Here is a 17,751-nt window from a genome sequence, read left to right as displayed (position 1 = left end):
TGTTCGGACCGGCATGGAGCCGGATAAAGGGGACGAGTTTGGAAGCAGCAACGTGGGCGAATGTGATCGCAGGTCTAGCCCTTTTTGTATCTGTAGCAGCTGCGGTATTTTCGTGGAGATCCGTATCACAGGCGAAGCAGGCTAATAACATCGCCATTCATCAATACCAGAAGGAGCTTCATCGCGCGTTTTTCGAAGTTCGAAAGCTCCTTAGTGGCCGCGGACTATTTCTGAAACAGCAGGACTTAGCTCCGTATGGAATGATTCTCAGGTCGTCCTCGCTCTATGTCAGCGAGGCGCTTTCTACGAAGCTGATTGAGTTCTTCGATGGCTGTTTTCAGGTAGAAAATTTACACACCTGCCTCGAAATGAATCGCGATTACGCACGACTTATGGCAAACGAGGAGACCGGTTTAACCGGCGCTGACTTGGAAGCGCACCGAGCGAGCGCTGATGATCAAGTAGTCAAAGCGCGTAAGGATTTAATGGACTGCCTGACGCTGACAACAGCGCTAGGAGCGGTAATTGAATCTAAATTTGTGAAAGAGATAAAGCTGAGCTGACGTTGTAACCCCGCCCTCCGTGATGGGTGGTGGCAATTTGGTTTGGGTTGGGGGTAGATTGCTGAGGACCATCATCAAGGGGCGACAGAGCATGGCAATCAAGGAAGTCACGCTGGATCGCATCAAGGCAGTAAAAGCTGCTGCTGAAGCGAATGGAATAGAGCTGAGCCCAGAGGAGGCGTACAAAGCTGCCGGAAAAAAGTTTTTCGATAAAGTCGCCAAGCGGAAGAAAAAGAATGCGAAGAAGCGCAAAGGCGGCTCGCCGTTTCTGCCTGGAAGCTTCGAAAGTTCCTCCAGATAATGTCGACATTTCCCGGATTCAGCGAGTAGGGCGGGTTATGCGGGGTCGACGATTTCGTCTTCTGGCTCGCCTGGGTGTTTGGCGAGGTATTGCAGGCCGGCGGCCCTTAAATGTCGCAACACCTTTTCGCTTGGCTCGTAAGGTGTCGTGACATTCCGAAGCATCCAGGCTTGAACTTCGAAGTCGGCGCCTATCAGGTTCTTCAGCAGCCGCTGGTGAATGTCCTGCTGGTTGTTGATGCCGTGGGCGGCCATGACGCGCTTGAGGTCAGGCTTGAACACGCCGGCAACCTCAACAGTGAACTTCTCGATGCCCAGCGCTGCATTCTTGGCGGCTTCCTTCTCGCGCTTCCTGCGCTGCTTCTTGGCTTCCTCCGTCAGTTCCTTTTCCTCGGCCATGGCCTACCTCTTCAATTCCACTGGCCGGCATGCCGAGCCAGGTTTGTCGTTTGCGCTGCTGGATGCGGGCTATGCGGCGCATGAATCGACCTTCAGCTGATTCCAAGCACCGACCGCTTCGAAGATCCGCGCGGCATGATCCTCGTCGAGCGATATTGCCTCGGGAATGGCGATCCAGCCCGAGGCCACCATCTGGCCCTGGTTCGCTGAGTCGCGCAGATCTTTGTAGCAATGCTCGATCACGTCCTCTAGGTGGTCGGAGAGGTAGACGCCTTCCGGGGCCACCTCAATCGACTTGCTGTAGCGGTCACCGCGGGCATCGATACACAGGGCGCTGAGGTAGATCGTCCAGCGGTGGGGGATGCCGCAGACAGCCTGGCCGATCTTCCCGGGGGCGATGCTCTTCAGCGATCTGTAATTGATCATGCCCTGGCGACCACTCGGGTCGATGTTCACCACTGCGACGTGGTTGGTGGCCAGCAGGGCCCGGCAGGATCGTTCGATCCTGGCCTTGAGGTTGTGAGGCTTGCGCTTACTCATAGTGAGTCCGCCATTTTTCGAAGGGCGCGGCGCTCGGCCAGGGTCATCGGTCTCGGTTTGCGCTTGAGGACCGTTTCAGGATCTACCCGGGTTGAGCGGGGAGGCGGCAGGGGATTTCGCGGCGGGCTTTTCAGCTGGGCGATCTGACCGCCGGAGGCCAGGTACTGCGCAACCTGGTCACTGAGTGATTCCGCGCTCTGCCGCTGTTGCTCGATCAGGCTCAGGTGGTTGCTGATCATGCCGCCACCTTCACCAGCCTCACGCCGGCCATGCTGAACTTGGCACCCTGGGCTGCGACCATCGCGTCGAGTGCTTCCCAGTCCACCGTCAGCACCGTGATAGGCGCATGACCTCCGGCGACGGCATGGATCAGCGCCTCCAGATCGAATACTTCCGCTTGAAGGTTTACCGGCGCCGCGGCGCTGGCCACCGGCTTCGTGGTGGACTGCACAGGTGCGGCGGGTTTCACCGACGCCGGGCTGGCGACTGGTGTAGGCTCAACCGGCGCCCTGGCCTTCGCCTCGTCTTCGATTCGCTTCAGTTCCTGCTGGCGGATCTGTTCGCGTTGGGCCTCGGCTTTCTGCTCCTCGGCCTTCTGGTGTTCGGAGATCCGCACCTTGATCAGCGCGACTAGGTCGTCGTTCGCCTTCATCACCAGTTGCTGAACGTCGTTAAACAGGAAGGCGTAGTCGGCGGCCAGCTCCGCAAGGCTCGTCAGGTTCAGTCGAATGCCGTCGGCGGTCTGGCTGGCGGCAATTTTCGCCCGAGCCAGCTCGGTATCGACGGCGTCCTGCAGACTGGCGATCGTGCGCTTGTTCTTCATGGCGCCGTTGAAGTCGGCCGCCACAGCCGGTAGGGTGATCTGGCCAAGCGTCTTGTTGATCGCGGACACATGATCCGCCAGCGCCTGCTCGGCCTTCTGCTTGATGTGGGTCTTCACAAGCAGCTCTTGAGCTTTCACCAACTTGTCGACCTTCAGGCGCGTTTCGCGGGCGTGGGCGCTGATCCGATCCAGCGACGAGAACAGTTCGTCGATAGTCTGAGTCTGGGACAGTGCTTGTTTCTTGGCCGTGGCCACTGCACTTTCGACATCTCCGCACCACTTCACAGCCTTTTTGGCATCAGCGAAGTCCTGGTCGGTCTGCAGCGTGGTCTTCACCGAGTCGATGACAGCCAGCGCCGATTCCTCGAACACCTTGAGGTTGCTCGCGGTGACCGTGCCGGTCAGCTCGATGCGCAGTGCGGGCAGTTCGTCTGGGGCCTTGCCGACAACGATCGACGGCGCCTCGGCCATTTCGAAGTTGGCCAGGTCGGCCTCGAACTGTTTCCAGCCTTCGACTAGTTGCGCCGCGCGACCGGTGACAGGCCGGTATTCCATGTGCACGAAGTTCTCGGCGGTGCCGTCGGAGCAAACGAAGATTACACGCTCTGCGCCGCTCACCAGCAGTTGCTGCTCAAGCTGCCAGTAGTAGTGCGGTTCCAGCTCTCCTGCCTTTACCTGGGCAACCAGCGACTCGTTCCACAGCTTGTGCTCGAACAGGGTCTCGCCAAGCATCGTGGCGCCGTCCATGGAGGCCAGCAGTTTGCCGTCGGTGCCCACGACAGGGTAGAGCTCTTCGCCGATCATGGCCTCGACGAGCGGCCGGGCCAACGCTTCGGTGGCGTGGCCCTTGTCGAAAATGTGCTGCTGGGCCGGGGTGACTTCCGGCGTGATGCCGGTTTTCTTCACGGTCAGCAGTTCGGTTCGGGTCTGGTATTTCGAGACCCCCATCATGGCGGGAGCCTCGGAGGCGGTGTCGTGCTGGGCGCGGAGGGCATTCCACTCGGCGGAGCCTTGGACTACGTTGTGAATTTTCATACCGGCTCACCTTCAATCGGCGCGAGGCCTTGGATGGTTTCGATCTGCTGATCGGTCAGGGTGTACTTGCTGGCGATGGTCGCGATGACCTTCTCGGGTGTTGACCGGCCCGCGTCGATCGCGGCGCGCCATTTCGGCAGGTTCTCGGCGAGCTTGTCTTCGGAGTAATCGGGGAGTTCGTCGGGAGAGGCTGTCGGGCGTGGTGAAACGTCGCGGAAAGCTGGCGCGCTTTCTTCGAGTTCGTCCGGGCTGTATACGCCTAGAATCACGTCCGGGCAGTAGAGGCGCGACCAGCGTTTGGTGGCCAGGTAGGCCAGTTGCTGGCGAGGATCGTCCGCCCAGAGTGTGCTGTTGCGAGTGCGGGCCTGGGCCAGAAGCAGCTCAAGGACGCGCGGTTCGTCCTCGCCGCGGAAGGTGGCCCAGACCTTTACGCCTAGACCTTGCTCGTCCTCCAGCTTCCAGCCCGGGACGCGGTATTCGCCCTTATCGCCGTTCTTGATGGTGAACTGTCCGATCACCTTCTCCCAGGCCCCGAACCACTCATAGTGCAGGCGATCCATCACCGGTGCGCAGGTGGTAATGACCGCGTTGACCAGCTGAGCCTCATAGCCAAGGACGCCGTTGACCAAGTGCGTTTTCTGGGCCACCGCAAATGGATTCATCTTCCACTGCATCGATTGCATGACGACCGCCAGACAGTCCGCAGGGTTTCCATTGAAGTGCTTCGGCAATGTGGCGCGGCCGGTGGCCATGACTTCGGCCAGGCGCATCATCTTGTCCAGGCTGTCGCCATCCAATACCAGGGCGCTGGTGCTGGTTGCGGCATGCGGCAGGACGTGAAGGTTTCGTTCGTGCGCCACCGGCGCCACGTTTTGTGCGGACATGACTGTTCCTTGCCGCGCCAAGCGCAGCGATGAATGCTTGATTTAGGAGGTGATGCGGTCGGCGAGGGCGCCCAGCAGCATCAGGAAGGTGCAGAAGAGAAGGGTGATTGCAGATCCGCGCCAGTAGGCCGCGCGGCGGGCGACTTGGAGGCGGCTCACGCCTTTACCTCATAGGCTACTGTCCACTCTCCGCAAAGGCAGGCCCGGCCGCTCCAGGCATGCACGTTCGGGATGCCCGCATCGTGAGCCAGCGAAAGGGCGCCAAGCCACTTGGTGTGAGTGAAGGCCAGGATCATGCGGTCGGCGGGCAGCTCTTCAAGCTGCTCATCGATCAGGGACTTAACCGGTGCAGTACTCATGCTGCCTCCTTGCGCCGCTGACAGGCTTCCAACAGGCGCTTGCAGTAGTGGTTGAACTCGTCAGTGGTGATTGCGCCATCGGTGAACAGGCGAGTGATGAGCGCCTGCACCAGGACGTCGATGTCCGACTGGCTGTTTGGGTCGGCGACCCCGTCCAGGGCCTGGTCGATGAGGATGTGCGGGCTCATAGATCGCCATCCACATCGTCTTCCCGCTCTTCCAGCTCAGCTGCCACCGCGTCGGCGGCGTAGGGCCTGAGCAGGGCCATGGCGATCTGTTCCAGGGCCTGAACAGGTCTTTCTGAACCGAGCAGGTCGCCGGCATGGCTGTAGGATTCGCTCTGGCTCCCAACGACCGCGGCAAGAACCAGGCGAGCGAACGAATCACGCTCGTCCAGGTCGTCGATCTGCCGCTGATTCAGGTGGCCCTGGAGGTAGGTGGCGAACTGGCCAGCCGTGACGGTGACGGGTTTGCTGTAGCGCCGCTTCCACGACACGTCAGCGCCGCACACAAGCTGCTCCGCCGCATGCTCCAGCCATTCACGCTCGGCTTCGCTGTCGTCGGGTGCCTCAGCAGGCAACAAAGCGTCGTAGCGCTCCTGGCAGATCTTCAGTGCTGCGCTCATGGCTTCGTCCTCGCAGTGTTCGCCCGGTAACGGCGCATGTAGCCGTCTGTGAGGCGCTTGATGATTCGCGGGTAGCGATCAGGGTGGTGGAGGCGGCAGGGCAATTCCTCGCGCCCCCACATCTCGTGATCGCAGTAATCGCAATCGCAGTGCTTATTCAGCAGCGCTCGGGCCTCTGCCTTGCATGCAGCGCGCAGCGTGAACCACCGGCGCCCACCGCCACGGAACACCGTGGCATTCTCAGTCGTGACGTTCATGGTCGCCTCCAGGGTGGCGGGTTACTCGGTGGGCGGGGCGGGAAACAGCTGCCAATGAGTTATGGTTTCCAAATCCATGAAGTCGTAATCGCCGCCGTACAACTTCCAGCTCCCATCCTGGCGCATGTGGCCCATAGCAAGGCTTTGCGGGTCGTGAATGCTGGTAAGCAGGAGCGAATGCGAAACCATGGTGTGATCCGTCGTGCACTCATGCGGGCACTCCGGAAGCCTGTCGCTGCACTTGATCCAATCGCTCATGGCGACCTCCAGTGTTTGGGGTTAGGCGGCCGATGCTTCCGGCTCGTCCTTGTCGTACTTCTCGCCGCAGAACATGCAGTAGTTGGCCTGCATGCTCATCGACTGCTTCTTGTCCTTCATCACGCCAGCCTTGGTCGGGGCCTGATACGTGACTTCAATCGGCATGACCTGCCTGGACTGCATGGCGCCATCACTGAACATCAGCGCATAGCCAGTCAGGCGCGCACTTAGGTTCTTGTGGCCTTCCGGAAGTTGGGCTGGCAGCACCTCGAGCAAGTGGCGCTCTGTGTTCTGTCTGCAATCGCACATCGCTGATACCTCAGTGGTTGGCTCACCTTTATTCGTCAACACTCATGCATCCCGCTGGTTGCCGATGGGCGCGGGGGAGAGTGCTGACGGGTAGAGGTGGGAAAGGGGGGGGGCCGCTTACGGCGGCGAGTCGTTGATGCGAACGCGGAGGATCTTAGAAATCGGTCGTGACGTTGATGCTGGCCAGCTTCTGTCCTTCGCCGGCGGCGGTGATTTCCAGTCGGGCCTTGTGGTTTGAGTCTCGGCTCATCTTGGCGAAAAACGTGTCCGCCGAGTCAGGTTCGAAGATTCGAATACCTTGGCCTTTCTCTAAAACATCTGAATCCTCGCAAAGCACCAGTAGGGGCAAGTCCGGATCGAGCTTCTGCAGCTGCGCGATCATGTCCTTAACTTTCATAGTGAAGTCCTTAAAGTTGGGTAAGTTGCGGCAAGCAATTTACTGTAGCTGGCAGCAACTTGGTCCGCATCGAGGTGTGATCTGGCTGGTTAGGCTGAGTCGCCCATTCTGTTTCCGCTCGAGGCGTCAGCGCATTGCGCCCGGTATGGAGTCGCTCGTTACAGATCACACTCCGATGCAGCCTCTTTCGAGGTGATCGGGCCGCATGTGCGGGCACTGATCGCGGCGCGGGCCAATTCCTGAAAGCTGGCCATGCTTCGCCGGCAGTTAACGACAGGCTGTCGTGGCGCTGGTTGGTCAGCAGTCGAATGGTGGTTTATCACCAATGCGCTTCAGCTTTTCTTGCTGGAATGCTTCGGCGATATCGAAGGCTTTACTCGCGATCAGTTCCGGCGGCACACCACCGGCCGAGATAAGGCCGATCATCGCTGCAAGTGCGTAGCTTTCGACTTCTTCATGTTCATTTCGCGTCATCGTGATTCTCCGGTTGTTTTCCCGCTGCCACCGATGCGGTGGCAGAAGTGAAAAGGTCCGTCATGCCACGAACAGCTCTTGCTGGCCCGGCTGAATAGGTTTCGACTCCTCTTTCTTCTCTTCAGGCCAGGGCCCCTGACCCGCCATGTACAAGCATTTCGCTTCAACTCCGTACTCGCGCTGCGTATCCGGATGAACGATCGTCATCACGCCGCCGAAGGCCTGCAGGATCAACGCGTGCTCTTCTGCCAACTTCCCGATGTGGGCATAGGCTTCTTCTCTGGTCATTTCTGCCATTGCCTTGTTCTCCTGAGTCGTCATCGCGTCACCGCTCGGATTGTGGAGAGCGGCACCTTTGCCTCGATCATCCGGGCCAGCGTGAAACGCACTGTCCCGCCGCGCTTCTTCGCTTCCAGGCACTGCCGGCGGCACTCCTTGTCAGCTTTTTCCTGATTATTCGAGCATCCGAATTTCTGCATTTTCTGGGCTCCGGTTGTTTTCCCAATGCACCCGGTCGCCCAGGTGCATCAGTGAAAAGTTCGGATATGAGGCTTTATGAGCCATCCAGCTCATAACCGGCTCATAGCTACTTCAAGGCCTCTGCAATTCGCTCTTGCAACCGTGGCTCGTAGCAGTCGATATCGATGCCGGCTGAGTCGGCCATTTTCTTCACTCGACGGATGTCTCTGTTGCCACCCTCACCGCCAAGAAGATCTTTGCTGAAGTGCATGTCGTTGAACTTCAAGATGATCGCGTCGTAGGTTCGCGCAGTGTTCTGCCTGCGCTGGATCTGAATGCCTGTGAGATTCAATTCAGTTTCTCCTGGTTGTCATCCCAAGCAGCCCTCGCATGAAGGCTGCTCAGTGATGCTTTCCGCCGTGACCCGCTACTGGCGGCCGTCATCGGCTTGAGTCTTGTTGTTCCTCCAGCCGCGGGCCTTTCGGCTTGTTCTCCCGCTGGATAACTGTTCTTGGCGCTTTACGCTGCACGCCCGGGTCAGTTGCCAACCCTCTGAACCGTTGAGGCCGGTTCATCGCTGCCTTTGAAGCTGGGCCGGTGGTGATCCGGCAAGGGGTGTCGCTAAAGAGCTGCGGGTCTCTTGAGGCCCTGTCCAAGTGCAAGTGGACTTGCATTTATAAAAGCATGCTTGTGTTTTTAATGCAAGCATGCTTGTGCTTATTTTTAATACTGTATGCATGTACAGCTATTCAAGAGGTGCAGTATGAGTAGGCAGAAGAAGAGCCAGGGGCCGCAGGAGCGGCCAGAGCTAACTGGCCTGGAGAGGTTGGGGCTCAGGGTTTCAGCAATGATTGGTTCGCCGGTGGCGCAGATTCAGCGGTGGGTGACGATCCATCGTCTGGACACGGACGGCGACCAGGAATGGGAGGCCGTTCTCGAGTTGCTCGCCGAAACCGACGGCATCGACATCACCTTCAACGATGACGGCACGGTTACCTTGAAATGGGATAAGCCGAGTGATGAGGATCGGGTGATCGAAGGAGGGGAGTTGGAGGAGGTGGATGAACCGCCACCCTTTTAATCAGGGCACAAAAAAGCCCGCTCAATTGCGGGCATTTAAAAGGAATGATAGTAAATACTAGCAGCTCATCTCTGCTTTCAGAGGCTCTATATGAAGCTGCTGGGGTAGGGGGTATCAGATATCTACGCCTTGTTTTGAGCAAGCATATTTAGTCATTCCATGGTTTTTGCATAATTTCAGAATTAAGAATGATATTTACATTTCGTGAAATATTTCTAATTCGTTCGGCAGACGCTGATATTGGTCGTCTCGAAGATTCTGCGTCCAGCGTGCAATATCTTCGAAGCATCATAATCTCGTGATTCGGTATTTTTACCTGACGCAGATGATTGAGGTTTTTTAAGCTGGCGACAAGTCTTGAGTGCAGATTAATTAATTGATAAGTCTTTATTTTACTTTCTTTATCCATCCAAAAAGAGCAGGCCGCATCTTCAAGTTCAATTAGAGATTTTGAGGCTCTATCGATGGAGTCGCTCACGTCTTTCTTGATTGCTAGCCGTAAAGCATTTGCGCCATTTACGTTCCATCCTTTTATGTTGATAAAAAGACTTGCTATGACAAGGCAAATACTAGCTGCCCAGAAGATTATTTGTAGGGTTTTTATTGATTCTTGGTCGTTAGGCATTTTGCAATCTTTCAGCTGCCTCTTTAATATACATTCTGATTTCGTCTTTTAGGGATTCGTCCTCAGTTGATATTATGTCGTTGCAGAGCTTCAAAGCAGTGTCCAATGTAATTCCTCTTCTTATTAGACCCCCAAATGCTTCTTCCAGAAACGAGGATCCATAACCTGCCGTGCCATCGAGTACAATGGCAACGTCTTCTATTGGGGCTGTCCTTAGCGCAGGAAGCAGAACCTCCTCTCTAAATCTCTCTCCAGAATTTGGGCCAAGCCTTTCGTATCGGGGACCGGGAAACTCTGAAAAATCGCTAACATAAATTCGTTTCATTTTAAATGTCCTGCACTGGCACGATCCACTCAGTAAGAGTACCACGTATGGAGTTTCTATGATTTAGTGTCGATTCCGTTCTATTCGTTCCATCCACATATCGCCTAGATGATGACTTTTTCAAGGCAGGTGCTTTGTCCCCAGTGAGAAAGAACGCCCCCTTGTTGCTTCGAACGATAAGCGTAGCGGTTGGGAAAGCTTTTGCAATGCTTCTGAAGTCAGCGCCACCTTTTCCTCGGTTTGGCATTTTGGTGCTGGTCGACAAATGACTTCTTGTTTCTTTTATGTGGGTTGACGCTCTAATTAGCTCTGCATCAGAGTTGTCAAAAATACTGAACTTTGCCTTGATGGCATTGAGAAGGTTTTCTGGGTGTTTTTTTGGTAGGGTAAATGGAATGCCTACTCCAAGATCGCAAATGATTACTGTCAAATATGCGTCATCACACCCAACCAGCATCCACCATCTAGAGTCTAGCGTTTCAATACCATCGTTTCGGACAGTTGGATACGCGTGCTCGACTGAGTTCGCGATCGCTTCAATTGCCCCACGATAAAGCTTCTTTTTCGATGCAGCAGAGATTACAGCAGGAAGGGAATTTAGTAATGACCCGGCAAGGCTTCCATCTGCTGTTGATCCAGACAGCTGATTCCATCTTTTAATGCTTGGCTCTTTAGAAAGCCTATTGCACTCCTGCTTGATAAGTTTGAAGAACCCTATTTGATTGAGGGCGCTTTCAACCGTATTTTGGTTGTTTCTATATTTTCCCTCTATGATCGTTGGAGGGAATGAGCATTTGATTGTGGCAGATGGAAATGCTGTAACCAGCCTGTCTGTTTCGGCAACAAGCAGTAATCCTGCTGCAGCGGTGATCCTGGTAGAGTTACGAAAACTTATAAAGGTTTTTTTATTGGATCTTACACTGCGGCGAAATGCATCAAGGAAAGCCACAAAAGCTGCATGGTTCTTTGCACTGTAAATATCTAATTTTGCAGGTGCGTCGATGTTGCCATTTCGTGAGCGTCTGCCCGCTCGTCGCATTGAAATTATTTCTCGTTCTTCAGGTGTGGTATTCCTGCGAAATAAATCTCTTCTTGCTCTCTTGCTACCAATTAATAGGTTTTTAATTTGTTTTTCCCTAGTTATTTTTTTCATCCATAAGGCCTATTAACTGGTAATTAGTAGTCGTTACTAGGTTTTAATCATCATCCACAGGTTTCAGATGAGGACCCCGACAATTAAAGCTTCCGAGCATTCCAAACCAGCAGTACCTTAGCGTGGATGATCACGTCACCAATAGGGACGACTCGGTCCTTGTGCTTCGGGTTGTCCGAGATCATTTCGAAATGCTCGGCGTCGTGCACCTGGAGCCGCTTGATGTACAGCAGGTCGTGCCAGGTGATGACGTACACACCATCGCCAGCAAACTCATTGATGCCTCGATCAACGATGACAGGATCCTTGTCGTTGATCGTGCCCTCCATGCTCTGGCCCCAACCTGTAATCATCGCGAGACTGGCCGCGGTCGAGTACTGGATGCCTTTATCGCGCAGAACATCCTCGCTTATCACAACGTTCCTGATCGCTTCGGAATAGTCGGCCGGCACCTGGCCATGGCCCATGGCGCCGCGGATGTCGTATTGCGGGATGGAGATATCGCCTGGCTGCAGGCGACGGCCTGAAAAGTCGGCAGAGATAACGTTTCCGGCTTGGCCGCTTGCTGAGCCATCTGCGACAGCGTCAACGATCTTCTGACGAGCTTCTTCAGGTAAACCTTTTCCGTGCTTTTCCAGCATCTTCTGGACTAGATCGGCCGCACTGGAATTGCCTGCTGAATCCTCAGCTACTGTCGTCGATCCCTTCCTTCTTGGCGGCTCACCTTTGCCAGACAAAAGCCAGTCGACAGTAGTGTCGTAGCCCTCAGAAATCGCTACCAAGTTCTCGTTCTTGATGTTCTCGGTATCGCCAGCGAACCACTGACGCACAGCCTCATAGCTGATGCCGCATGTGGTTGCGATATCGCGCTTAACGTTGCGCACGCCAATGGTCGGCTTTCGGGCCATTACCAGCTTGGTGATTCGTTCAGTGGTTTTCATGGCTGCAATCTACAAGAGTGCTTGTCAAGCATGCTTGTTTTGCAAACACAAGCATGCTTGAATATTGGTAAGAGCAAAGGAGGTCGGTATGACCAAGTCGCAAGCAATCAAGCATTTCGGCTCCATCTCCGCGCTGGCCAAGGCCCTCAACGTTACCTACGAGGCAGTGCGTCAGTGGGAGGTGGTGCCCGAGCTGCGCCAGTACCAGATCGAGCGAATCACCCAGGGCGCCTTGAAAGCCAGCCAGCACGACGCCGCTGCGTAAGTCGTACCGCCCGCTTGATTGACGTTTTTCCATTTCTGAAGCCAGGAGCAAGAAGCATGTACATGGATCCCAACCAAAAGCGCGCCATCCCGGTGAAGGTTCGTTTCGAACCGGTGCTTGACCGGATTCTGCGCAAGGCCGCAACGAAGACTCGCATGCAGCACGCGACCTACCTGTACGAAATCATCGAGTGGGCAGTGGCCAACGGTGTGATCGAGGAATTGATGCAGGACAAACAAGAAGATATCGCGGGCTAAAGCCCCTTTGGAGGGCCGAATGACCGTAGAGCTCGAAAGGCTGCCGCCGAAGACGCGGGAGCGGGTAGAGGAGTTGATGCGCGCGAATGGCTGGAACTTCAGCCGCGCCATCAACGAAGTGATGGAAAACGCCATTGCCTGTGGCGCGCTTTCCGAAGTTGGAAGGAAGAAGGCCAAGGTCCTTCAACTGGTGACCCCAATGAGGGCCTCTGGCAGGGACTCTTAAGGGTAACCCGGAGGGCCTCTGCCGAATTCCAGGCACAAAAAAGCCGGGATTGCGCCCCGGCTAATTCATTACAACTTGATGGGGCCGATTATGCATACCCATACCGATTCAATCAACACCCAGACAAATGTCGCGACACGTTTTTCAAACTCTGAAAACGTGTCGCGGACCACCATGTCGTCTCGCGAGATCGCCGACCTGGTGGAGGCTCGTCACAACGACGTGATCGCCACTATCGAACGCCTGTTCGCCAAAGGCCTTTTACGATCAGCTCGTAAAACCCGTCGCGAAGCTACTGGCGGTCGACCCACGGACGTCTACGACCTCACCGAGCGAGACACGCATCTTGTTGTTGCCGGCTACAGCGATGAACACCGTGCCCGCGTCATTGATCGTTGGCAGGAGCTGGAAGTCCAGACGGCCAAGCCACAACAGCTGACCACTATCGAAATCCTGCAGATCGCTATGGAGTCTGAAAAGGCCCGCTTGTTGCTGGCCACCCAGGTCGAACAGCAGGCCACCAAGATCCACTCCCTGGAGAACCTGTTCAAGGAAGGGATGACCCACACCCAATTCTGCAAGGGCCTCAATGGGGTCAACGTCATGCAGGTGGGCAAGTACCTGGAGAGCCGTAACTGGCTCTACAACGAGAGTAAATCCGGCCTGCGCCTGCGCGTGGCGTCCTACGCTCGCGACAAGTACATGACCGAGCACCAGAACGAAGTCACCCCGCACGGTCACGAGGCCTTCATCTCCTTCACTCCGGTCCTGCTCAGGAAGGGCGCCGTGCGCCTGTATGACCTGTACCTGGCCGGCGAGCTGCCCATGAAGAAGACCTGGGACGGTCTTTATACCCATGACAAAGCCCTGCGAGGTGCCGCGTGAGCATGGGCCTTATGGTCGCCGCGATGAAGCTTCGCGTCGGCAATCCATTGCGCAAGCTGGTGCTGATCAAGCTGGCCGATAACGCCAGTGACATTGGGGAGTGCTGGCCGTCTTATCAGCACATTGCTGACCAGTGTGAGATCAGCAAGCGCTCGGTCATGAACCACATTTCCGCCCTGTGCGACTCAGGACTTCTTCGCAAGGAAACTCGGAAGGGCGGGCCAAAAGGTAACTCGTCCAACGTGTACTTTCTGACCCTAGATGGTGGTGCACCTCCTGCACCAGGGGTAGTGCAGGAGATTCACCAGGGTAATGCAGCTGATACACCCCCTAGTGAATCTGCTGCACCAGGGGGTAGTGCAGGAGCTGCACCCAGAATCAGTCACTCTTTTGAACCTGTCATAGAACCAGTCATTGAACCAATTGCGCCCCAGGCTTCCGCCAAGGTCGCGAAGGGGCAAGTTGTCTTGTTCACAGCTCAGCAACCGCGGTGCGAGATCCCGGCCGACATGCCAGGGCCGAAAGACCAGACCTGCAAAACCTTCAAGGCATGGGCCAACTACGCCATGGCTTACCGAAAGCGCTACAACGCTTGGCCGGTCTGGAATGCCAAGGTCGCCGGGCAGGTTGGCCAACTGATCGATCGCCTGGGTACCGACGTTGCCCATCACGTCGCCGCGTACTTCCTGACCATCGATGACTCGCGTTTGATCAATGGCTGCCATGGCATTGGCGACCTGCTGGCCAAGGCCGAGGCCTACCACACCCAGTGGGCCACCAACCGCCGCATGAACTCGACCACTGCCCAGCAGATCGAGCGCAAGCAAGCGAACCTGACCGCGGGCCAGGACGCTGCCAATCGCATCATCCAGCGAGCAGGGGGGCAGCCAAATGAATTCCTCTGATCGCATGGCGCCGGAACAGGTTGCGCGGCTGGCATTGGCGATCACTGCGACTGCCGAGGTGTTGGGGCAGTCCCTGACCGCCGATGCGACCGAGATGATGGCCGGTGACCTGGCCGAGTATCCGGCTGAGGTTGTGGCCGGTGCGCTGAAGGCGTGTCGCCGGGAGCTGGTCGGCAAATTGACCCTGGCTGCCATCCTGCAGCGCGTCCAGGCCACCGACGGCCGCCCGGGAAAAGACGAGGCCTGGGCCATCGCCATGACGACCAACGACGAGTTCGAAACCGTGGTGCTGACCGACGAGATCCAGCTGGCCCTGGCCGCGGCGAAGCCCGTCCTCGACGCCGGCGACAAGATCGGTGCCCGGATGGCCTTCATCAGCGCCTACGAGCGATTCGTTGCCCAGGCCCGGGAAGACGCCAAGCCGGTTAACTGGCACGTCTCTGTGGGCTTCGACGCCAGCCGCCGTATCCAGGCGGTTACCAAGGCCGTGGAGATGAAGCGTATCCCTCAAGAGCGCGGGCGGTTGTACCTGGCCGACCTGAGCGTCACGCCAGTTACCGAAGACGGCCGGGCAGTCGTGGCGCTGCTCACGGGGGCGGTGGCCAGGCCATCGCCAAAGCTGCGCGCAAAACTCGCAGCGGTGAAGACTTCAATGCTGGAGATGCAGTCAGCATCAGCCAAAAGGAAGGACGAAATGCGGATTGAAGCGGCCAATGAACTGGCTGATCGCCGGGCGATGCTGGTTCAGCAGGCCCAGGAATTGGAAGCGGGGAGGGCGGCGCAATGAACATCGACAAGACAAAACTGAAATCGCTGCTGTGGTCCGTAGTGGCCTCCTGGAAGGCTGGCGATGGCGACCTGCAGCGTCACACTACGGCGCTGGATGAAATCCTGGGCGACAAGACGGTGGAGGAGGTGGCGCTGCTGCTGATCGAGGAGAACGAGCGTCTGCGCGCTGATCTGAATGGCGAGATATCCCAGGCGCGTGACTTCAACATCGAGCACGAAGAGCTGAAGAGTGAGCGTGATCACCTCAAGGCTGAGAACGAGGCGCTGCGCAAGGAGCGCGACAAGCTGGCCGAGGACAAGCAAGGCCTGCTCGAAGACTTCGCGGGGTGTCTATGACTGACAAAATCTCCGTCAACTGCCAGGCCAAGCTCTCCGAGGCCATCACTTGCCTGACAACCATGTACCGGGAGAAGAAGTTCGTGGTCGTCTCCCTGCGCCCAGGGAAGGACCGCACCCTCGACCAGAACGCCCTGTGGTTCGCCATGTACAGGCGCATTTCCGAAATGACCCAGATCGGCGATGCAGGCGACGCGCGTCGGTACTGCAAGCTGCACTTCGGCGTGCAGATCCTGCTGAATGAGGATGCCGGGTTTCAGGCTGAGTGGTACCGGGTCATGCGCCATCTTCCCTACGAGACGAAGCTCTCCATGATGGGGGGATGCAAGCTGTTTGGCCCGGATGGCTTCCCGGTTACCAGTCTGTTCAATCGCGCCCAGGGCATCCAGTACACCGACCGCATGGCTGCGTACTTCACCGGCCATGGCGTGGTTTTCAGTGACCTGCTGAGCCAGGAGGCCGCATGACGATTGAGCGGAAACCGCCCAAGCCGAAGAAATGCCGCGTCGATACGTGCAGGGCCTCATTCGTCCCTGCGCGCCTGGGTCAAGCCGTATGCAGTCCGGCATGCGCGATCGTCGACGCCCCGCGCAACCAGGAAAGGGCGCGCAAGTCGCTTGCTGAGGTAGGCCGCAAGGAGATCCGCGCAGCGAAGGAGCGAGTGAAGACGCGCGGCGATCACGCCCGGGAGGCTCAGCAGGCTTTCAACGAGTGGGTCCGCCTGCGTGACGCCGCATTGCCCTGCGTGAGCTGCGGGCGCCATCACGAAGGTCAATACCACGCCGGGCACTACCGCACCGTAGGAGCGAACCCCGAGCTTCGCTTCGAGCCGCTCAATGTCTGGAAGCAGTGCGCCCCCTGCAACAACCACAAGTCGGGCGACATCGTGAATTACCGCATCGAGCTGGTGAAGCGGATCGGCGCTGAGAAAGTGGATTGGCTCGAAGGGCCTCATAAGGCCCGCAAGTACACCATCGAAGAATTGAAGGCCATCAAGGCCGAGTACAAAGCCAAGATCAAGGAACTGAAGGGGGAAGCAGCATGAACTACCACAACGTCATTTCAGCGGTGGTGCGTGCACTGGCCGCTGAGACCATCAACAGCGCAGGCGGCTGCGACTTCGAACCCAAGGTCCAGATGGCCAAGCAGAAGGGCGAGATCTCCGGCAAGGATGCCGCGCTGCTGGCCGATTGCATCGTCCACAAGCTGCTACACGCCCAGCTCACCCCGCGGCACTGGAACGCACTTGTGGCGAAGTACAGCACCCATCGAGGCCGCAAGATCGATTCCATTGGGCGGCTGGTCGCCGTTGTGTCGAGCCCGGCACCGCTGCGGTTCACTCAGCAGTCGGTGCTGACCTGGGCCGTGCCCCATCAGCGTAAGGGGGTTCAGCGAAAAGCTGTCCAGGTTAAGGCGCCAGAGATACGAGAGAACGACAGGGAAGGTCAGTGGGACTGGCGCAACAAGGCTGCTGCTGAATCCGTCGCCAGAGCGAACCGTCACGCCAGTGTCGTCGCGGAGGCGAAGCCGGGCGAGATGATTGTCCTGGCCGAGTCCAACTACGACATGACGAATTGGGATTCACAAGGGCTCACCGAGCGCACCTATCAGCGCTGGAACAAGGCGATCCGCGACAACCTGGAGTCGATGGTGGACGAGGCGTTGGTTGAAGCGCAGCACATGCTCGAGGCGGTCGGCGTGCTGTCGGGGGAGGCGGCATAAAAAGTCCCTCAAAAGGGCTTGCAATATCATGTCGCCATGTCGCATTATTCACCCATCCTGTCATTCCTGCGCGTTTTAGGAATGGTGAAATTTCTCTCCGGAGCGGTTGCAACGCCCATCCAGGCTGGAGTCTTAGCCGGCATCGTCGTAATAGGGTTGATACTGTTGTTTGCGTCAAACCTGCTGTATGCGAAAGTGCAAGAGCCGAGCGTAGCGGAAGAGTCTACGAAGGAGGTTACCGGGATGAAAAAACTAGACACTGCGGTTCTGAAAACGAGTCAAGATGTCGGTGCCGGTATAGTCTCCAGCCTAATAGTTGCGCTGATTCGAGCCTTTTGAGGCTCACCTAAAACCCCGCCACTGAGCGGGGTTTTTATTGCCCGCGAGAAACCAACCACCGCAGCCAGGGCGGCCTTCGGGAACATCCGGACGTCGATAGCCGGATAGTGCGACGTACGGAATCAACACCGGCAGCCCGTGTGCCCTGACCTCACATGCTTTCAGGGTGGCGCGAGGCCTGAGCGGCGAGACCGATGCAGTAGGGTGTCGGCGTTGTGAT

Annotated in this window: 33 protein-coding genes; 13 read left to right on the top strand and 20 right to left on the bottom strand. The window is 57.0% G+C overall.

Annotated features, from left to right (window positions below; translation table 11 throughout):
- Positions 1–38 precede the first annotated feature (38 nt).
- The gene (locus AC3RCP_RS18445; RefSeq protein WP_492571188.1) at positions 39–563 is read left to right on the top strand and encodes a hypothetical protein; all 525 of its coding nucleotides are present in this window, start codon (positions 39–41) and stop codon (positions 561–563) included.
- Between the two features lie 91 nt (positions 564–654).
- Positions 655–864, top strand: coding sequence for a hypothetical protein (locus AC3RCP_RS18440; RefSeq protein ID WP_492571189.1), 210 nt, complete (start codon positions 655–657; stop codon positions 862–864).
- A 35-nt stretch (positions 865–899) separates the two neighbouring features.
- Here AC3RCP_RS18440 and AC3RCP_RS18435 read toward each other — a convergent pair whose 3' ends face one another.
- The 16 genes from AC3RCP_RS18435 to AC3RCP_RS18360 all read right to left on the bottom strand — a co-directional run bounded on the left by AC3RCP_RS18435 (position 900) and on the right by AC3RCP_RS18360 (position 8,034).
- Positions 900–1,262 carry a hypothetical protein gene (locus AC3RCP_RS18435; RefSeq protein WP_492571190.1) on the bottom strand — a complete coding sequence of 121 codons (363 nt, stop codon included), beginning with the start codon at positions 1,260–1,262 and terminating at the stop codon, positions 900–902.
- Positions 1,263–1,331: 69 nt separating this feature from the next.
- Positions 1,332–1,802: a hypothetical protein gene (locus AC3RCP_RS18430; protein ID WP_492571191.1), complete on the bottom strand. Its 471-nt coding sequence runs from the start codon at positions 1,800–1,802 to the stop codon at positions 1,332–1,334.
- Positions 1,799–2,041 (bottom strand): hypothetical protein, encoded by a 243-nt coding sequence (locus AC3RCP_RS18425; protein ID WP_274300232.1) that lies wholly within the window; start codon positions 2,039–2,041, stop codon positions 1,799–1,801. The genes AC3RCP_RS18430 and AC3RCP_RS18425 overlap by 4 nt, the downstream gene beginning before the upstream one ends.
- Positions 2,038–3,660, bottom strand: coding sequence for a YqaJ viral recombinase family protein (locus AC3RCP_RS18420; RefSeq protein ID WP_492571192.1), 1,623 nt, complete (start codon positions 3,658–3,660; stop codon positions 2,038–2,040). Before AC3RCP_RS18420 ends, AC3RCP_RS18425 begins: the two co-directional genes overlap by 4 nt.
- The gene (gene recT / locus AC3RCP_RS18415; RefSeq protein WP_492571193.1) at positions 3,657–4,544 is read right to left on the bottom strand and encodes a recombinase RecT; all 888 of its coding nucleotides are present in this window, start codon (positions 4,542–4,544) and stop codon (positions 3,657–3,659) included. Before recT ends, AC3RCP_RS18420 begins: the two co-directional genes overlap by 4 nt.
- Positions 4,545–4,699: 155 nt before the next feature.
- The gene (locus AC3RCP_RS18410; protein WP_274306156.1) at positions 4,700–4,903 is read right to left on the bottom strand and encodes a hypothetical protein; all 204 of its coding nucleotides are present in this window, start codon (positions 4,901–4,903) and stop codon (positions 4,700–4,702) included.
- Positions 4,900–5,091, bottom strand: coding sequence for a hypothetical protein (locus AC3RCP_RS18405; RefSeq protein ID WP_492571194.1), 192 nt, complete (start codon positions 5,089–5,091; stop codon positions 4,900–4,902). The genes AC3RCP_RS18410 and AC3RCP_RS18405 overlap by 4 nt, the downstream gene beginning before the upstream one ends.
- Complete coding sequence (locus AC3RCP_RS18400) at positions 5,088–5,528, bottom strand: hypothetical protein (protein ID WP_492571195.1); 441 nt, start codon at positions 5,526–5,528, stop codon at positions 5,088–5,090. The genes AC3RCP_RS18405 and AC3RCP_RS18400 overlap by 4 nt, the downstream gene beginning before the upstream one ends.
- Positions 5,525–5,785: a hypothetical protein gene (locus tag AC3RCP_RS18395; protein ID WP_492571196.1), complete on the bottom strand. Its 261-nt coding sequence runs from the start codon at positions 5,783–5,785 to the stop codon at positions 5,525–5,527. Before AC3RCP_RS18395 ends, AC3RCP_RS18400 begins: the two co-directional genes overlap by 4 nt.
- Before the next feature lie 21 nt (positions 5,786–5,806).
- Complete coding sequence (locus tag AC3RCP_RS18390) at positions 5,807–6,043, bottom strand: DUF551 domain-containing protein (RefSeq protein ID WP_492571197.1); 237 nt, start codon at positions 6,041–6,043, stop codon at positions 5,807–5,809.
- Between the two features lie 21 nt (positions 6,044–6,064).
- Entirely contained in the window at positions 6,065–6,319 is a 255-nt protein-coding gene (locus AC3RCP_RS18385) for a hypothetical protein (RefSeq protein WP_492571198.1), read from the bottom strand.
- Positions 6,320–6,506: 187 nt separating this feature from the next.
- Positions 6,507–6,749 carry a hypothetical protein gene (locus tag AC3RCP_RS18380; protein ID WP_492571199.1) on the bottom strand — a complete coding sequence of 81 codons (243 nt, stop codon included), beginning with the start codon at positions 6,747–6,749 and terminating at the stop codon, positions 6,507–6,509.
- 297 nt (positions 6,750–7,046) lie between these two features.
- The gene (locus tag AC3RCP_RS18375) at positions 7,047–7,223 is read right to left on the bottom strand and encodes a hypothetical protein (RefSeq protein WP_492571200.1); all 177 of its coding nucleotides are present in this window, start codon (positions 7,221–7,223) and stop codon (positions 7,047–7,049) included.
- A 60-nt stretch (positions 7,224–7,283) separates the two neighbouring features.
- The gene (locus AC3RCP_RS18370; protein ID WP_274358621.1) at positions 7,284–7,520 is read right to left on the bottom strand and encodes a hypothetical protein; all 237 of its coding nucleotides are present in this window, start codon (positions 7,518–7,520) and stop codon (positions 7,284–7,286) included.
- Between the two features lie 20 nt (positions 7,521–7,540).
- On the bottom strand, positions 7,541–7,702 hold the full coding sequence (locus tag AC3RCP_RS18365; protein WP_492571201.1) for a hypothetical protein: 162 nt from the start codon (positions 7,700–7,702) through the stop codon (positions 7,541–7,543).
- Positions 7,703–7,809: 107 nt separating this feature from the next.
- Positions 7,810–8,034, bottom strand: a complete 225-nt coding sequence (locus tag AC3RCP_RS18360; protein WP_492571202.1) for a hypothetical protein — start codon at positions 8,032–8,034, stop codon at positions 7,810–7,812.
- A gap of 411 nt (positions 8,035–8,445) precedes the next feature.
- On the opposite strand from AC3RCP_RS18360, the gene AC3RCP_RS18355 reads away from it, so the two are divergent.
- Positions 8,446–8,763 (top strand): DUF1654 domain-containing protein, encoded by a 318-nt coding sequence (locus tag AC3RCP_RS18355; RefSeq protein WP_492571203.1) that lies wholly within the window; start codon positions 8,446–8,448, stop codon positions 8,761–8,763.
- A gap of 148 nt (positions 8,764–8,911) precedes the next feature.
- Here AC3RCP_RS18355 and AC3RCP_RS18350 read toward each other — a convergent pair whose 3' ends face one another.
- From AC3RCP_RS18350 to AC3RCP_RS18335, 4 genes are all read right to left on the bottom strand, one after another.
- The gene (locus AC3RCP_RS18350) at positions 8,912–9,388 is read right to left on the bottom strand and encodes a hypothetical protein (protein ID WP_492571204.1); all 477 of its coding nucleotides are present in this window, start codon (positions 9,386–9,388) and stop codon (positions 8,912–8,914) included.
- On the bottom strand, positions 9,381–9,713 hold the full coding sequence (locus tag AC3RCP_RS18345) for an STAS-like domain-containing protein (RefSeq protein WP_492571205.1): 333 nt from the start codon (positions 9,711–9,713) through the stop codon (positions 9,381–9,383). The genes AC3RCP_RS18350 and AC3RCP_RS18345 overlap by 8 nt, the downstream gene beginning before the upstream one ends.
- 1 nt (position 9,714) lies before the next feature.
- The gene (locus AC3RCP_RS18340; protein WP_492571206.1) at positions 9,715–10,866 is read right to left on the bottom strand and encodes a hypothetical protein; all 1,152 of its coding nucleotides are present in this window, start codon (positions 10,864–10,866) and stop codon (positions 9,715–9,717) included.
- 83 nt (positions 10,867–10,949) lie between these two features.
- The gene (locus AC3RCP_RS18335; RefSeq protein WP_492571207.1) at positions 10,950–11,807 is read right to left on the bottom strand and encodes a S24 family peptidase; all 858 of its coding nucleotides are present in this window, start codon (positions 11,805–11,807) and stop codon (positions 10,950–10,952) included.
- 88 nt (positions 11,808–11,895) lie between these two features.
- Between AC3RCP_RS18335 and AC3RCP_RS18330 the strand changes: the two genes are divergently transcribed.
- The 10 genes from AC3RCP_RS18330 to AC3RCP_RS18285 all read left to right on the top strand — a co-directional run bounded on the left by AC3RCP_RS18330 (position 11,896) and on the right by AC3RCP_RS18285 (position 17,192).
- Positions 11,896–12,072 (top strand): Cro/CI family transcriptional regulator, encoded by a 177-nt coding sequence (locus AC3RCP_RS18330; protein ID WP_097138315.1) that lies wholly within the window; start codon positions 11,896–11,898, stop codon positions 12,070–12,072.
- 56 nt (positions 12,073–12,128) lie between these two features.
- A complete protein-coding gene (locus AC3RCP_RS18325; protein ID WP_039012569.1) occupies positions 12,129–12,329 on the top strand; it encodes a hypothetical protein in 201 nt (66 codons plus the stop codon).
- A gap of 19 nt (positions 12,330–12,348) precedes the next feature.
- Entirely contained in the window at positions 12,349–12,555 is a 207-nt protein-coding gene (locus AC3RCP_RS18320) for a hypothetical protein (RefSeq protein ID WP_492571208.1), read from the top strand.
- Positions 12,556–12,729: 174 nt separating this feature from the next.
- The gene (locus tag AC3RCP_RS18315; RefSeq protein WP_492571209.1) at positions 12,730–13,440 is read left to right on the top strand and encodes a Rha family transcriptional regulator; all 711 of its coding nucleotides are present in this window, start codon (positions 12,730–12,732) and stop codon (positions 13,438–13,440) included.
- A complete protein-coding gene (locus AC3RCP_RS18310) occupies positions 13,437–14,345 on the top strand; it encodes a helix-turn-helix domain-containing protein (RefSeq protein ID WP_492571210.1) in 909 nt (302 codons plus the stop codon). Before AC3RCP_RS18315 ends, AC3RCP_RS18310 begins: the two co-directional genes overlap by 4 nt.
- A complete protein-coding gene (locus AC3RCP_RS18305) occupies positions 14,332–15,132 on the top strand; it encodes a hypothetical protein (protein ID WP_492571211.1) in 801 nt (266 codons plus the stop codon). The genes AC3RCP_RS18310 and AC3RCP_RS18305 overlap by 14 nt, the downstream gene beginning before the upstream one ends.
- Complete coding sequence (locus AC3RCP_RS18300; protein WP_492571212.1) at positions 15,129–15,470, top strand: hypothetical protein; 342 nt, start codon at positions 15,129–15,131, stop codon at positions 15,468–15,470. The genes AC3RCP_RS18305 and AC3RCP_RS18300 overlap by 4 nt, the downstream gene beginning before the upstream one ends.
- Positions 15,467–15,937 carry a hypothetical protein gene (locus AC3RCP_RS18295; RefSeq protein WP_492571213.1) on the top strand — a complete coding sequence of 157 codons (471 nt, stop codon included), beginning with the start codon at positions 15,467–15,469 and terminating at the stop codon, positions 15,935–15,937. Before AC3RCP_RS18300 ends, AC3RCP_RS18295 begins: the two co-directional genes overlap by 4 nt.
- Positions 15,934–16,515 carry a recombination protein NinG gene (locus AC3RCP_RS18290; protein WP_492571214.1) on the top strand — a complete coding sequence of 194 codons (582 nt, stop codon included), beginning with the start codon at positions 15,934–15,936 and terminating at the stop codon, positions 16,513–16,515. The genes AC3RCP_RS18295 and AC3RCP_RS18290 overlap by 4 nt, the downstream gene beginning before the upstream one ends.
- A complete protein-coding gene (locus tag AC3RCP_RS18285; protein WP_492571215.1) occupies positions 16,512–17,192 on the top strand; it encodes a hypothetical protein in 681 nt (226 codons plus the stop codon). Before AC3RCP_RS18290 ends, AC3RCP_RS18285 begins: the two co-directional genes overlap by 4 nt.
- Positions 17,193–17,751 lie beyond the last annotated feature (559 nt).

The sequence above is a fragment of the Pseudomonas sp. GW822-FHT05A08 genome, from assembly GCF_058800485.1.
This window is presented reverse-complemented; position numbering and strand designations above follow the sequence as displayed.